We start from the raw sequence: 14,004 nt of genomic DNA, 5'->3' as shown, positions 1-14,004 counted from the left end.
GCACAACCCCCCGCAGGGACCGGGAGTCTCACGTGGTGCTTGGAACAAATTGACGCCACTTGGCGCCACTTGACACCACTTGCCCCCCACGGAGGTTGTGCAATGTCCTCTCGTCACTTCGGCCGCAAGGCCTTAACGGCCGCGTCGGCTCTGACCCTGGCCGCCGGTACGGCCCTGACCGCCTCGATCGCCCTGCCCGCCGTGGCCGACGCCGCGGCGCAGTCGGCCAGGGTGGACCAAGGCGCCGACGACAGGTCGGTCGTCTTCATAGCCGCCGAGGGCCAGACCAACCGGCTGACCGTCACCGCGAAGAAGAGCGCGGGTCTGGAGCGGATCACGTACGTCCTCGACGACGTGGTCCCGATCGAGATCGGCCCGGCGGCAACGGAGTGCGGCTACCCCGACAGCGCGGACCGCACCAAGGTCTCGTGCGTGGTGACCACCCTGGAGTCCCAGGACCCGTACCCCACGCTGTGGCTGAACATGGAGGACGGCGACGACAGCGTCGCCTACTCCGACGCCACCGACCAGGCCTACTACCACGCCTCGATCGACCTGGGCGACGGCAAGGACAAGTACACCCACACCGGCAGCGTGGACGGAAACTCGATCCACGGCGGACGGGGCGACGACAACGTCACGCTGGGCGTCGCGGGCGTGCTTCTCGCCGAGGACGGCAACGACACGGTCCACGCCGCCGAGGGGTCCATCGTGTTCGGTCACGGCGGCGCCGACACGATCTACGCCGACGGCGACGAGGCGAGCGTGGACGGCGGCGTGGGCAACGACGTCATCTACGGCGGGGCGGGCCGGCAGCAGCTGACCGGCGGGGACGGCCACGACACCGTGCGCGGCGGCACCGGGAACGACTTCCTGTACGGCAGCCCGGGCAACGACGTCCTGTACGGCAACAGCGGCAACGACACGATCTACGGCAACAGCGGCAACGACAAGCTGTACGGCGGTCCGGGCAGGGACACGCTCTCGGGCGGACCCGGCACGGACGTCGAGCGCCAGGACTGACCGGCCCCCGGACCCGGCCCCGGACTCGGCCGTCGGCCGATGTGCGGCTGATGTAACAGCTGCTACATTTCGCATTGTGACTGTGATGCGAGGCGGTGAGGGCGGCGAAGGCGGCGAGGACGAGCTCGGGCGTGACGAAACGCGCTGGATCGTCCTCGTCGTCCGGGTCCCGGCCGAACCCTCCCGGCACCGGGTCGCCGTCTGGCGCGAACTGCGCAAGATCGGCGCGCTCTCGCTCGGCCAGGGGGTGTGGGCCGTACCGGACGTGCCGGTGTTCGCCGACGGCGTCGGCCGGGCGCTGGAGCTGACCGAGCGGGCCGGCGGCGAGGCGGTGTCGCTCGCGGCGACCGGGCGCGGCAGCCAGGACGGGCGCCGGCTGCGGGCCATGTTCACGGCCGCGCGCTCCGCCGACTGGTCCGAGTTCCTCGCCGACTGCGGCAAGTTCGAGGCGGAGCTGGCCAAGGAGATCCGGATCGCCAAGTTCACGCTCGCCGAACTGGAGGAAGAGGAGCAGTCGCTGGAACGGCTGCGCCGCTGGCACCGGGACCTGACGGCCCGTGACGTCTTCGGCGCCCCCGAGGCCGCGGCGGCCGCCGAGCGCCTCAAGGTGTGCGTCACCGCCTGCGAGGACTACGCCGAACGGGTCTTCACCGCACTGCACCAGGTACCGGAACAGCGCGCCTCCGAGGAGGGGACCGGCCGATGAGCGCCCCGGCGCCCCGGCGGGTCGCCTCCGCCCCTCGGATGTGGCCCCTCTACGCCGCCGGATTCACCACCGCGTTCGGCGCCCACGGCATCGCCGCCAACCTCGGCGGCCACTCCGACGACGCCGTGACCTCGCTGCTCGTCCTCGGTGGCCTGCTCGCCCTGTACGACGGCGCCGAGGTGCTGCTCAAGCCGGTCTTCGGCACCCTCGCGGACCGGATCGGCGCCCGCCCGGTGCTGCTCGGCGGGCTGGTCGCGTTCGCGCTGGCCTCCGCCGCCTACGCGGTCGCGGACAGCCCCGGCTGGCTCTGGGCCGCCCGGCTCGGTCAGGGCGCCGCGGCCTCCGCGTTCTCCCCGTCCGCCTCGGCGCTGGTCGCCCGGCTGAACCCGGCGGCCAAGCACGGCCGGGCGTTCGGCAGCTACGGCTTTCACAAGTCCCTCGGCTACACCCTCGGCCCGCTGCTCGGCGGCGTCCTGGTGTGGGCCGGCGGGCTGCGGCTGCTGTTCGTCGTCCTGGCGGTGCTCGGCGTGGCGGTCGCGCTCTGGGCCGCCGTCGCCGTCCCGCACGTACCGCCGCTCCCCAAGCAGCGGCAGACGGTCCTGGACCTGGCCCGGCGCCTGGCCGACCCGGCGTTCCTGCGCCCCACGGCCGCCCTGGCCGCCGCGACCGCCGCCCTCTCCGTCGGTGTCGGCTTCCTGCCGGTCTCCGGCGCGGCCGCCGGACTCGGCACGGTCGCGACCGGTGCGGCGGTGTCGGTGCTGGCGGCCTGCGCGGCCGTCGTACAGCCGAAGGCCGGGCGGGCCCTGGACGACGGCCGGCTCACCGTGCGCACCGGCCTCACCGCCGGACTGCTGACCACCGCGGGGGGTCTGGCCTGCGCGACGCTGCCCGGCCTGGCCGGCGTCCTTCTCGCCGCCGCCCTGATCGGCGTCGGCACCGGCCTGATCACCCCGCTCGGCTTCGCCGCCCTGGCCGCCGCCACCCCGGCCGAACGGCTCGGCCAGACCATGGGCGCCGCGGAGCTCGGCCGGGAGCTCGGCGACGCGGGCGGGCCGCTGCTGGTCGCCGCCGTGGCCGCCGCGGCCACCCTCACCTACGGCTACGCGGCCCTCGCGCTGCTGGTCGCGATCGGCCCCGTGCTCGCCCTCGCCGCCCGCGGACGGGGGACGTCCGGAGCGGTGCCGGGGCGGCCCGGCGGGGCGGACGCCTCATAGGTGTTCCAGATATTCTGAATTTCAGCGTCCGGGCCTTGATCTTGGATATCCAAGATAATCACCGTTGACGCATATTCCCCCGAATGCCAGATGTCCTGCTCCGCGTGGCACTCGTTAAGCGGGCGTGACTTGGCAGGAAAAACACGCAGCCGATGCTCTTCCGCTCCGGTCGTCACTTCAGGCAGCTGATCAGACCGCTGCGGAAGGCATCACGCACTGCTCTGATCTGCTTGAGGATTTCCTGAAAACCATCAGTCGGATGGAGCGTGAATATCTCCGGGCCGCGATGGAAGGGGAAAGGTTCTAGAAATGAGGACCGACTATGACGCGGTAGGCGAACAGCCGCATTACACCCAGCAACTCGACATGCAGAACCTCTGGCAGGTCTCGGATCCGGCGATCTCGCCGGAGGGCTGGGACCTGGACCAGGAGCTGGCACAGATGCTGGGTGCCACGCAGATCGCGGACCCCGTTCCGCCCCGACGGGAGAAGGACCGCCCGCCTCCGCCGCAGCCCCGCCCGGTTCACCGGAAGCGGCCGCAGCCCGGCGCGCACAGTCTCACCCGAAATCCGAGGTTCCTCACCGTCTCGATCCTGGTCACACTCATCACCCTGTGTGCAGTGACGATGCTCACCTGGTCCATTTCGTATTCGTACGATCAGCTGCGTTCGATCGCGCTGCTCGTGGTCTCGCCGGACCTGGCCCACTGGTGGCCGCTGACGGTGTACGGACCGTGGCTGCTGGCGGGTCTGTCCATTCTGCGGGCGTCCGTCCAGCGCCGGACCGCGCGGCGGTCCTGGGCGGTCATGTTCATCTCCTCCGGCGTGGCGGTCGCCCTGTGCATCGGCCAGTCGACGGGTTCCCTGCTGGCGATGGTGGTCGTGGGGATTCCGCCGATCACGGCCCTGGTCTGCTTTCGCGAGCTCATCGGGCAGTTCTCGTCGCGCCCCGGCCCGAAGCACGCCGCCGACACGATGAACGGGCCCAAGCAGCCGAAGCCGTAGGCCGCCGCCGGGGGTTCCGGAACTCCCGGCCGGTGGGGCCGGGGCCGGGTCAGGACCGGTACGGCTGCTGAGGCTGACCGTACGGCTGCTGACCGCCGGGGCCCCCGGCGGTGGCCTGCGCACGGAGCTGCTCGGCCTGCTCCCGCGTCACCTTCTGCTCCGCGCCGCAGAAAGTGCACTGCGTCGCGTACTTGGTCGAGACGGGGAACAACGGCACGAAGAACAGCGTGAACTTCGTGACGCGCTTGCGCAGCGTGTGCGCCGAGGGGTTACCGCACTGGCCGCACACCAGCGTGAGTATCGCCAGCTGGTACAGATAGCCCTTGGTTCCGAAGATGATCACGCCGCTCGCCCTTTCGATCGGTTACTTCTCATAGTGTCCGGCACCGGGCACGCCGCGGCATCGACCCCGCTCACCGGATTTCCACACGCCAACGCCCCCCACCCGACCGGGCAGGGGGCGTTGCGTGATGGTGCGGTGGTTACTTGACCGGCTCCGGTTCCGGGGCGGTCTCCTCCTCCGGCTCGCCCGCCGGGTCCACCGGGGTCTTCACCGACTCCAGCAGCAGCTGGGCGACGTCGACGACCGTGATGGACTCCTTGGCCTTGCCGTCGTTCTTCTTGCCGTTCACGGAGTCCGTGAGCATGACGAGGCAGAACGGGCAGGCCGTCGAGATGATGTCGGGGTTGGTGGAGAGGGCCTCGTCGACGCGCTCGTTGTTGATGCGCTTGCCGATCCGCTCCTCCATCCACATCCGCGCGCCGCCGGCGCCGCAGCAGAAGCCGCGCTCCTTGTGGCGGTGCATCTCCTCGTTGCGGATGCCCGGGACGCTGGCGATGATCTCGCGCGGGGGCGTGTAGATCTTGTTGTGACGGCCCAGGTAGCAGGGGTCGTGGTAGGTGATGATGCCCTCGACGGGCGTCACCGGGACCAGCTTGCCCTCATCCACCAGGTGCTGGAGCAGCTGGGTGTGGTGGATGACCTCGTAGTCGCCGCCGAGCTGCGGGTACTCGTTGCCGATCGTGTTGAGGCAGTGCGGGCAGGTGGCGACGATCTTCTTCGCCGACTTCGGCTTCGCGGACTCCGGGAGGACCTTGCCGTCGTCGTCCATCTCCTCGCCGAACGCCATGTTCAGCGCCATGACGTTCTCCATGCCGAGCTCCTGGAACAGGGGCTCGTTGCCGAGGCGGCGGGCGGAGTCACCGGTGCACTTCTCGTCGCCGCCCATGATCGCGAACTTCACGCCCGCGATGTGGAGGAGCTCGGCGAAGGCCTTCGTCGTCTTCTTGGCGCGGTCTTCCAGCGCACCCGCGCAGCCGACCCAGTACAGGTACTCGACCTCGGTGAGGTCCTCGATGTCCTGGCCGACGACCGGGACCTCGAACTCGACCTCCTTGAGCCACTCCAGGCGCTGCTTCTTGGCCAGGCCCCAGGGGTTGCCCTTCTTCTCCAGGTTCTTGAGCATCGTGCCCGCCTCGGAGGGGAAGGCCGATTCGATCATGACCTGGTAACGGCGCATGTCGACGATGTGGTCGATGTGCTCGATGTCCACCGGGCACTGCTCGACACAGGCGCCGCAGGTGGTGCAGGACCACAGCACGTCCGGGTCGATGACGCCGTTCTCCTCGGCGGTGCCGATGAGGGGGCGCTCCGCCTCGGCGAGAGCCGCTGCGGGGACGTCCTTCAGCTGCTCCTCGGACGCCTTCTCCTCGCCCTCCATCGACTTGCCGCCACCAGCCAGCAGATACGGCGCCTTGGCGTGCGCGTGGTCGCGCAGGGACATGATCAGCAGCTTCGGGGAGAGCGGCTTGCCCGTGTTCCAGGCCGGGCACTGCGACTGGCAGCGGCCGCACTCGGTGCAGGTGGAGAAGTCCAGCAGGCCCTTCCAGGAGAACTGCTCGACCTGGGAGACGCCGAAGACGTCGTCGTCACCGGGGTCGGTGAAGTCGATCGGCTTGCCGCCGGACGTCATCGGCTGGAGGGCGCCGAGGGCCGTCCCGCCGGTCGCCTCGCGCTTGAACCAGATGTTCGGGAACGCCAGGAAGCGGTGCCAGGCCACACCCATGTTGGTGTTAAGCGACACCACGATCATCCAGATGAACGAGGTGCTGATCTTCACCATCGCGGTGAGGTAGATCAGGTTCTGCAGCACGCCGACGCTCAGGCCCTTGAAGGCCAGGACCAGCGGGTACGAGGCGAAGTACGCGGCCTCGTAGTGCTCCACGTGGTGGATCGCGCCCTCGAGGCCGCGCAGCACGTAGATCGCGAGGCCGATGGTGAGGATCACGTACTCGACGAAGTACGCCTGGCCGGACTTCGAGCCCGCGAAGCGGGACTTGCGGCCCGGACGCGAGGGCAGGCTGAGCAGGCGGATCACGATGAGCACCGCGATGCCCAGGATCGTCATCACGCCGATGAACTCGATGTAGAGCTCGAACGGCAGGAACCCGCCGATGACCGGCAGCGTCCAGTCGGCCTCGAAGAGCTGGCCGAACGCCTGGGCCAGGGTCGGCGGCAGCGTCAGGAAGCCGACCGCCACGAACCAGTGGGCGACGCCGACGATGCCCCACCGGTTCATCCGGGTGTGGCCGAGGAACTCCCGCACCAGCGTCACGCTGCGCGCGTAGGGGTTGTCGGTCCGGCTGCCGGCCGGGACCGGCTGGCCGAGTTTGAAGTACCGGACGAACTGGCCGATGGCGCGTGCGAGCAGCGCAACGCCGACCACGGTCAGCACCAGCGACACGATGATCGCGGCGAGTTGCATTTCGGGGCTCCTCGGGCCTGCGAGGCGACATTACTAAGCGGTAACTTATGCAGTCCTCTGAGACTACCCGCATCCTCCACCGCACTGTAGCCAGGCGCGGGGTGATCTGAGTCGCTGAGGCTTGCCTTAAGAACGGATCGTGTTATTCATCCCGAAATGGTATATACGCCACTAATCTAGGCCCGTGCTTTACGGGATCGCCGCCGCCACCACCGCCCTCCTCCTCGCCGCTCTCCTCGCGGCGCTGCTCCGCCTGCCCGCTCTGCGCCTCGGCATCGTGGACCGCCGGCGGCAGCGGCCGCTTCCCCTGCTCGGCGGTGTGGCGGTCGCGCTCGTGACCTGCCTGGTGGCCGCCGCCGGGGAGTGGACGCGCTTCGCCCCGCTGGGCCCGGAGATCATGCGCCTGCTGATCGCCGCCGGCGCCGTCGCCGTGCTCGGGCTCGTCGCCGACGTGCGCCGGGTGAAGGCGCGGTTCGTCGTCGGCGGTACGGCGGTGGCGGCGGCCTGCGTGGTGCCGTACGGCGACACCGGCATTCTGCTGGGGCTCGTGGCCGTCGGCTGGATCGTCCTGGTCGCCGTCGGCTTCAAGGCGCTCGACCACGCGGACGCGCTGGTCGGCACGGTCGGGGTGCTCACCGCCTTCGGGGTGGGCATCTGCGCGGCGGCCGAGGTGATGGACGAACTCGCCGTGCTACTCAGCGTGCTGGCCGCCGCCCTGACAGGGTTCCTCATGCACAACTGGCATCCCGCCAGGATCGGGCTCGGCGCGTCCGGGTCCCTGTTCGTCGGGTTCCTGCTCGCTTCCTCGGCCGTGATCACCCGTGCCGGGCACGACCTGGTGTCGAGCGCGGGCGTGCTCTACGCGCTCACCGCCCTCGCCACGGCCGACGTACTCCTCGTGGCGCTGTCGCGCCGGCTGGCCGGACGGCCGCTGCCGCGGGGCGGGCCCGACCATCTCGCCCATCGCCTGCGCCGGGTCGGCCTCACCCCGCAGGGCGTGACGATCCTGCTGGGCGTCGGGGCCTTCGCCGGGGTACTCGTCGGGGTCCTCGTGCACATGGGATGGATGGCGCGGTCGGGGGCGTTGTGGGTGGGAGTGGGCGCCCTGATCGCCGTACTCGCCCTGCTGCACATCAAGCCCTACGGGCCTCGGCGTCAACCCAGCTTTCCGGTGCAGGACTCCGCTCGTGCCTCCGACCGGGTGGCATCTTCGCAGGTCGGAGCCCAGTTGCGTGTAAGGAACGGATAAGAGTTGAGTGAGGTCGACTCAGCTCTGTTGACCCATGGCGAACCGTCATGCACACTTGAGTCCGTTCCACTCAAGTCAGCTGGAGGAATTCACCATGGCACGTGCGGTCGGCATCGACCTGGGCACGACTAACTCCGTCGTCAGCGTTCTGGAGGGCGGCGAGCCCACCGTCATCACCAACGCCGAGGGTGCCAGGACCACGCCGTCCGTCGTCGCCTTCGCGAAGAACGGTGAGGTGCTCGTCGGCGAGGTCGCCAAGCGCCAGGCGGTCACCAACGTGGACCGGACCATCCGTTCCGTGAAGCGCCACATGGGCACCGACTGGAAGATGGAGCTCGACGGGAAGCCCTTCAACCCGCAGCAGATCTCCGCGTTCATCCTCCAGAAGCTGAAGCGCGACGCCGAGTCGTACCTGGGCGAGAAGGTGACCGACGCGGTCATCACCGTCCCGGCGTACTTCAACGACTCCGAGCGCCAGGCGACGAAGGAGGCCGGCGAGATCGCGGGCCTGAACGTCCTGCGTATCGTCAACGAGCCGACGGCCGCCGCCCTGGCGTACGGCCTCGACAAGGACGACCAGACGATCCTCGTCTTCGACCTCGGTGGCGGCACCTTCGACGTGTCCCTCCTGGAGATCGGCGACGGCGTCGTCGAGGTGAAGGCCACCAACGGCGACAACCACCTCGGTGGTGACGACTGGGACCAGCGCGTCGTCGACTACCTGGTGAAGCAGTTCGCGGCCGGTCACGGCGTGGACCTCGCCAAGGACAAGATGGCCCTCCAGCGCCTGCGCGAGGCCGCGGAGAAGGCCAAGATCGAGCTGTCCTCGTCCACCGAGACCTCGATCAACCTGCCCTACATCACCGCCTCCGCCGAGGGCCCGCTGCACCTGGACGAGAAGCTCACCCGGGCTCAGTTCCAGCAGCTGACCGCGGACCTCCTGGAGCGCTGCAAGACCCCGTTCTTCAACGTCATGAAGGACGCCGGCGTCTCCATCAACGAGATCGACCACGTCGTCCTCGTCGGTGGCTCCACCCGTATGCCCGCCGTCGCCGAGCTCGTCCGCGAGCTGACCGGCGGCAAGGACGCCAACAAGGGCGTCAACCCGGACGAGGTCGTCGCCATCGGCGCCGCCCTGCAGGCCGGTGTGCTCAAGGGTGAGGTCAAGGACGTCCTGCTCCTCGACGTGACCCCGCTGTCCCTCGGCATCGAGACCAAGGGCGGCATCATGACCAAGCTCATCGAGCGGAACACGACGATCCCGACCAAGCGGTCCGAGATCTTCACCACCGCCGAGGACAACCAGCCCTCCGTGCAGATCCAGGTCTACCAGGGCGAGCGCGAGATCGCGGCGTACAACAAGAAGCTCGGGATGTTCGAGCTGACCGGTCTGCCGCCGGCCCCGCGCGGTGTCCCGCAGATCGAGGTCGCCTTCGACATCGACGCCAACGGCATCATGCACGTGACCGCGAAGGACCTCGGCACGGGCAAGGAGCAGAAGATGACCGTCACCGGTGGCTCCTCGCTGCCGAAGGACGAGGTCAACCGGATGCGCGAAGAGGCCGAGAAGTACGCGGAGGAGGACCACGCCCGCCGCGAGGCCGCCGAGTCCCGCAACCAGGGCGAGCAGCTCGTCTACCAGACGGAGAAGTTCCTCAAGGACAACGAGGACAAGGTCCCCGCCGAGGTCAAGACCGAGGTCGAGTCCGCCGTCGAGGAGCTGAAGACCGCGCTCAAGGGCGAGGACACCGCCGAGATCCGCACCGCCACCGAGAAGGTCGCGGCCGTCTCGCAGAAGGTCGGCCAGGCCATGTACGCCGACGCCCAGGCCGGTCAGGCCGCGGGCGGTCCCGAGGGTGCCGCCGCCGGTGGCGCCAAGGCCGACGACGACGTCGTGGACGCCGAGATCGTGGACGACGAGCGCAAGGACGGTGTCGCGTAATGACGGAGGAGACCCCGGGCTTCGAGGAGAAGCCCGACGTCCCCTCCGGCGCGACCCCTGACGACGCCGAGCCGAAGGCCGCCCCTCAGGAGGGGGCGGCCCCGGCCGGGGACGGAACCGCAGACGCGGGCCTGGTGGCCCAGCTGGACCAGGTGCGCACGGCGCTCAGCGAGCGCACGACGGACCTCCAGCGGCTCCAGGCCGAGTACCAGAACTACCGCCGCCGGGTGGAGCGCGACCGGATCACGGTCAAGGAGATCGCCATCGCGAACCTCCTGACCGAGCTCCTGCCGGTGCTCGACGACATCGGCCGGGCGCGGGAACACGGCGAGCTCGTGGGCGGGTTCAAGTCGGTGGCGGAGTCCTTGGAGACCGTCGCCGCCAAGATGGGCCTGCAGCAGTTCGGCAAGGAGGGCGAGCCCTTCGACCCGACGATCCACGAGGCGCTGATGCACTCCTACGCGCCGGACGTCACCGAGACGACCTGCGTCGCGATCCTCCAGCCGGGGTATCGCATCGGCGAGCGCACCATCCGCCCCGCGCGGGTGGCCGTCGCCGAGCCCCAGCCGGGCGCGCAGACCGTCAAGGACGAGGGTGCCGAGACGGCCGACGACAAGGAGAGCGGTGGCCCGGACGAGGGCTGACGTTGACCTGACGAGGAGAGAGGAGGGACGTCGAGGATGAGCACCAAGGACTTCATCGAGAAGGACTACTACAAGGTCCTCGGCGTCCCCAAGGACGCCACCGAGGCCGAGATCAAGAAGGCGTACCGGAAGCTCGCTCGCGAGAACCACCCGGACGCCAACAAGGGCAACGCCAAGGCGGAGGAGCGGTTCAAGGAGATCTCCGAGGCGAACGACGTCCTCGGCGACCCCAAGAAGCGCAAGGAGTACGACGAGGCGCGCGCCCTCTTCGGCAACGGCGGCTTCCGCCCGGGGCCGGGCGGCGCGGGCGGTTCCTTCAACTTCGACCTGGGCGACCTCTTCGGAGGCGGCGCCCAGGGCGGACAGGGGGGAGCCGGCGGCTTCGGCGGCGGACTCGGTGACGTCTTCGGGGGCCTGTTCAACCGCGGTGGCACGGGCACGACCCGTACCCAGCCCAGGCGCGGCCAGGACATCGACACCGAGGTCAGCCTCAGCTTCACCGAGGCGATCGAGGGTGCGACGGTCCCGCTGCGCATGTCCTCGCAGTCGCCGTGCAAGGCGTGCGCGGGCACCGGCGACAAGAACGGCACGCCGAGGGTGTGCCCGACCTGCGTGGGCACCGGCCAGGTGGCCCGGGGCTCGGGCGGCGGGTTCTCCCTCACCGACCCGTGCCCGGACTGCAAGGGGCGCGGCCTGATCGCCGAGCACCCGTGCCTGGAGTGCAAGGGCAGCGGTCGCGCCAAGTCGTCCCGGACCATGCAGGTCCGCATCCCCGCCGGGGTGTCGGACGGCCAGCGCATCCGGCTGCGCGGCAAGGGAGCGCCCGGCGAGCGCGGCGGCCCGGCGGGCGATCTGTACGTCACCGTGCACGTCGACGCCCACCCCGTGTTCGGCCGCAAGGACGACAACCTCACGGTGACCGTCCCCGTCACCTTCGCGGAGGCGGCCCTCGGCGGCGAGGTCAGGGTCCCGACCCTGGGCGGACCGCCGGTCACCCTGAAGCTGCCGCCCGGCACGCCCAACGGCCGCACCATGCGGGCGCGGGGCAAGGGCGCGGTCCGCAAGGACGGCACCCGCGGGGACCTGCTGGTCACCGTCGAGGTGAGTGTCCCGAAGGACGTGACGGGGAAGGCTCGTGACGCGCTTGAGGCGTATCGCGAGGCGACCGCGGGTGAGGATCCGCGGGCGGAGCTGTTCCAGGCCGCGAAGGGAGCTTGATGGAGATGGACGGTCGTCGACGCAACCCGTATGAACTGACCGAGGAAACCCCGGTCTACGTCATCTCGGTGGCGGCCCAGCTCTCCGGCCTGCACCCGCAGACCCTTCGCCAGTACGACCGTCTGGGCCTGGTCTCCCCGGACCGCACGGCCGGCCGGGGCCGCCGCTACTCGGCCCGCGACATCGAACTGCTCCGCCAGGTGCAGGCGCTGTCGCAGGACGAGGGCATCAACCTGGCCGGCATCAAGCGCATCATCGAACTGGAGAACCAGGTCGCGGCCCTGCAGTCCCGGGTGGCCGAGCTCCAGGCCGCCGTCGAGGGCGCGGCGGCGGCGATGCAGCAGCGCGAGGCGGCGGTCCACGCGTCGTACCGCCGCGATCTGGTGCCGTACCAGGAGATGCAGCAGACCAGCGCGCTGGTGGTGTGGCGGCCGAAGAAGCCGAAGGACTAGGCAGGACTAGGCGGACTTGCAGGGGAAGGGGCCCGGAGGTTCATGACGAACCTCCGGGCCCCTTTGCTGTGTCATCGGCGGCAGGCCGTCAGCGGCCGACGAAGAACTCCAGCGAGGCGCTTTGCGTGCCCTGGCGGCCGTAGGCGTCCACGGCGTACACCTCGGCGATGCAGGGGCCGTTGTAGGGGGCCGTCCAGGAGAGCGACCCCGTGGCGGAGAACCGGGTGCCGCTGATGCCGCAGGCGCCCGAGATCTCCCAGGAGTAGCCCTTCAGGATGCGTCCCTCGTCGCCCGTGCCGGGGGCGGCCGTGATCTGGACCGGACTGCGCGCGGGGATGCCCGTGCTGACCAGGGCCAGCTTCGGCGCGGCCGGGCCGCTCGCGGTGGCCGGCGTCAGCCGGTCGACGACGCTCTCGGCGGAGGGCACGGAGTCGGCGTCCTGGGCGTCGACGGCGGCCACGTAGTAGTACGCCTTGCCCTTCGGGGCGGAGGTGTCGGCGTACGACGTGCCGGACGTGGAGCCCAGGAGACTCCAGGCGCCGGTGGGGGCGGTGCGGCGGTAGACGCGGTAACCGGTGACCCCGGCGTCCTCGGACGCGGCCCACGCCACCTTCGTGGAGTCGTCGGCGGGAGTGCTCGTCAGACCTGTGGGAGCGGCGACGGCTGATGCCACGGGGCGGGTGACCACCGCGGGGTCGGAGACCGGGGCGATGTTGCCGGCGGCGTCGAGGGCCACCACCTTGTAGGTGTAGGCCAGACCCGCAGGCGCTATGGGGTCCGTCCAGGATGTGCCGAAGACGATGTCCGGGCCGTCCGTGTCCGACTGGCCGCTCGCCGCGCCCCACACCTCGTAGTGGTGCACGTCCTTCGACGTCGAGGCCTTCCAAGTCAGGGAGTTGCCAGCCGTCGTCCCCAGCGCCGACACGGTCTCGACCCGCGCCGGGGCCGTCCGGTCGACGGTGGTGACGGCCTGGTCCGCGCTCCCTGACGAGGAGTTGCCCGCCCTGTCGTAGGCGCGCACCTCGTAGTAGTACGTGTCGCCGGTCACCGGGAGGGTGCTGTCGGTGTACGAGGTGGAGGTGGTCGTCGCGAGCGGGGTGCTGCCGTAGGCGGCGCCCTTCAGGCGCCGGTAGACGCGGTAGCCCGCGAGGTCCATCTCCTTGTTCTTGGACCAGGTGACCTGCGCCTTGCCCGTCGCCGTGTCGTACGTGACCTTCGCGCCGGTGGGCGTGAGCGGCTTGACCTTGTCGACGGTCGCCGAAGTCCTCGGCGTGTAGCCGAACTCGACGCGAGCGCTGCCGGTCCAGTTGACGTAGTCGACGCGGAGGGTGTGCTTGCCGGCCGGAATGGTGACGTTGACGGTCTTGGAGACCGTTGTGGAGGTGTTCTTCCACAGGTCGATCTCGCGGGTGCCGTCGAGGTAGACGCGGACGCCGTCCAGCCCGGAGGCGGAGAGGGCGAAGGGACCGCCGGAGCCGAAGTCGCGGGTGAGGGTCCAGCGGACGGCGAAGTTGTCCGCCGGCAGGCCGGTGACGGGTGCGCCGCTCCAGCTCTGGTCGATGGCCGTGTCGCAGTCCGTCACCTTCGGTGTGCCGGAGAAGGCGGTGTTCGCGAAGAACTGCCGCTTGAAGACCGGGGAGACGCAGGTCACGGCGGCGGAGGCGGGCGTGGCGACGGCGGTGAGCAGGCTGCCCGCGGTGGTGAGCACGAGGGCGGTCGCGGTGGCCGCGGTCGTGCGTCTGGCTGGGTTCATGGGTCCTCTGGAATCAGGAACTGGCGGGCGCGG

12 protein-coding genes are annotated in these 14,004 nt (G+C 70.1%); 9 read left to right on the top strand and 3 right to left on the bottom strand.

Annotation, left to right across the window (positions count from 1 at the left end):
* Positions 1-102: 102 nt before the first annotated feature.
* The 4 genes from ACIRD7_RS40910 (at position 103) to ACIRD7_RS40895 (ending at position 3,948) form a co-directional block, all read left to right on the top strand.
* On the top strand, positions 103-1,023 hold the full coding sequence (locus ACIRD7_RS40910; RefSeq protein WP_403461180.1) for a calcium-binding protein: 921 nt from the start codon (positions 103-105) through the stop codon (positions 1,021-1,023).
* 85 nt (positions 1,024-1,108) lie between these two features.
* Complete coding sequence (locus ACIRD7_RS40905) at positions 1,109-1,729, top strand: Chromate resistance protein ChrB (RefSeq protein ID WP_403461196.1); 621 nt, start codon at positions 1,109-1,111, stop codon at positions 1,727-1,729.
* The gene (locus tag ACIRD7_RS40900; protein ID WP_403461179.1) at positions 1,726-2,943 is read left to right on the top strand and encodes an MFS transporter; all 1,218 of its coding nucleotides are present in this window, start codon (positions 1,726-1,728) and stop codon (positions 2,941-2,943) included. The genes ACIRD7_RS40905 and ACIRD7_RS40900 overlap by 4 nt, the downstream gene beginning before the upstream one ends.
* A 309-nt stretch (positions 2,944-3,252) precedes the next feature.
* Positions 3,253-3,948 carry a DUF2637 domain-containing protein gene (locus tag ACIRD7_RS40895; RefSeq protein WP_403461178.1) on the top strand — a complete coding sequence of 232 codons (696 nt, stop codon included), beginning with the start codon at positions 3,253-3,255 and terminating at the stop codon, positions 3,946-3,948.
* Between the two features lie 49 nt (positions 3,949-3,997).
* On the opposite strand, the gene ACIRD7_RS40890 is transcribed toward ACIRD7_RS40895, so the two are convergent.
* Both ACIRD7_RS40890 and ACIRD7_RS40885 read right to left on the bottom strand, forming a co-directional pair.
* Positions 3,998-4,291: a zinc-ribbon domain-containing protein gene (locus ACIRD7_RS40890; RefSeq protein WP_403461177.1), complete on the bottom strand. Its 294-nt coding sequence runs from the start codon at positions 4,289-4,291 to the stop codon at positions 3,998-4,000.
* A 139-nt stretch (positions 4,292-4,430) separates the two neighbouring features.
* Positions 4,431-6,713 carry a (Fe-S)-binding protein gene (locus tag ACIRD7_RS40885; protein ID WP_403461176.1) on the bottom strand — a complete coding sequence of 761 codons (2,283 nt, stop codon included), beginning with the start codon at positions 6,711-6,713 and terminating at the stop codon, positions 4,431-4,433.
* 184 nt (positions 6,714-6,897) lie between these two features.
* Here ACIRD7_RS40885 and ACIRD7_RS40880 point away from each other — a divergent pair, with 184 nt between their 5' ends.
* The 5 genes from ACIRD7_RS40880 to ACIRD7_RS40860 all read left to right on the top strand — a co-directional run bounded on the left by ACIRD7_RS40880 (position 6,898) and on the right by ACIRD7_RS40860 (position 12,218).
* Positions 6,898-7,962 carry an MraY family glycosyltransferase gene (locus tag ACIRD7_RS40880; protein ID WP_403461175.1) on the top strand — a complete coding sequence of 355 codons (1,065 nt, stop codon included), beginning with the start codon at positions 6,898-6,900 and terminating at the stop codon, positions 7,960-7,962.
* A gap of 94 nt (positions 7,963-8,056) precedes the next feature.
* Positions 8,057-9,904 (top strand): molecular chaperone DnaK, encoded by a 1,848-nt coding sequence (gene dnaK / locus ACIRD7_RS40875; RefSeq protein WP_403461174.1) that lies wholly within the window; start codon positions 8,057-8,059, stop codon positions 9,902-9,904.
* Positions 9,904-10,548 carry a nucleotide exchange factor GrpE gene (gene grpE, locus ACIRD7_RS40870; protein ID WP_403461173.1) on the top strand — a complete coding sequence of 215 codons (645 nt, stop codon included), beginning with the start codon at positions 9,904-9,906 and terminating at the stop codon, positions 10,546-10,548. Before dnaK ends, grpE begins: the two co-directional genes overlap by 1 nt.
* 36 nt (positions 10,549-10,584) lie before the next feature.
* Entirely contained in the window at positions 10,585-11,766 is a 1,182-nt protein-coding gene (dnaJ, locus tag ACIRD7_RS40865) for a molecular chaperone DnaJ (RefSeq protein WP_403461171.1), read from the top strand.
* A 5-nt stretch (positions 11,767-11,771) separates the two neighbouring features.
* On the top strand, positions 11,772-12,218 hold the full coding sequence (locus ACIRD7_RS40860) for a heat shock protein transcriptional repressor HspR (protein WP_403461170.1): 447 nt from the start codon (positions 11,772-11,774) through the stop codon (positions 12,216-12,218).
* 88 nt (positions 12,219-12,306) lie between these two features.
* Here ACIRD7_RS40860 and ACIRD7_RS40855 read toward each other — a convergent pair whose 3' ends face one another.
* Positions 12,307-13,971 carry a fibronectin type III domain-containing protein gene (locus ACIRD7_RS40855; protein WP_403461169.1) on the bottom strand — a complete coding sequence of 555 codons (1,665 nt, stop codon included), beginning with the start codon at positions 13,969-13,971 and terminating at the stop codon, positions 12,307-12,309.
* Positions 13,972-14,004 lie beyond the last annotated feature (33 nt).

The sequence above is a fragment of the Streptomyces sp. NPDC093568 genome (genome assembly GCF_044764945.1).
Classification (GTDB): Bacteria; Actinomycetota; Actinomycetes; order Streptomycetales; family Streptomycetaceae; genus Streptomyces.
Note: the sequence above shows the minus strand (reverse complement) of the source record. Positions and strands in the feature narration are given on the sequence as shown.

Excerpts from the sequence above, each read along its gene's own strand:
- ACIRD7_RS40895 (WP_403461178.1), top strand. The coding sequence starts at position 3,253 with ATGAGGACCGACTATGACGCGGTAGGCGAACAGCCGCATTACACCCAG.
- ACIRD7_RS40860 (WP_403461170.1), top strand. The coding sequence starts at position 11,772 with ATGGACGGTCGTCGACGCAACCCGTATGAACTGACCGAGGAAACCCCG.
- ACIRD7_RS40885 (WP_403461176.1), bottom strand. The coding sequence starts at position 6,713 with ATGCAACTCGCCGCGATCATCGTGTCGCTGGTGCTGACCGTGGTCGGC.
- dnaK (WP_403461174.1), top strand. The coding sequence starts at position 8,057 with ATGGCACGTGCGGTCGGCATCGACCTGGGCACGACTAACTCCGTCGTC.
- ACIRD7_RS40905 (WP_403461196.1), top strand. The coding sequence starts at position 1,109 with ATGCGAGGCGGTGAGGGCGGCGAAGGCGGCGAGGACGAGCTCGGGCGT.
- ACIRD7_RS40855 (WP_403461169.1), bottom strand. The coding sequence starts at position 13,971 with ATGAACCCAGCCAGACGCACGACCGCGGCCACCGCGACCGCCCTCGTG.
- dnaJ (WP_403461171.1), top strand. The coding sequence starts at position 10,585 with ATGAGCACCAAGGACTTCATCGAGAAGGACTACTACAAGGTCCTCGGC.
- ACIRD7_RS40900 (WP_403461179.1), top strand. The coding sequence starts at position 1,726 with ATGAGCGCCCCGGCGCCCCGGCGGGTCGCCTCCGCCCCTCGGATGTGG.
- ACIRD7_RS40910 (WP_403461180.1), top strand. The coding sequence starts at position 103 with ATGTCCTCTCGTCACTTCGGCCGCAAGGCCTTAACGGCCGCGTCGGCT.
- grpE (WP_403461173.1), top strand. The coding sequence starts at position 9,904 with ATGACGGAGGAGACCCCGGGCTTCGAGGAGAAGCCCGACGTCCCCTCC.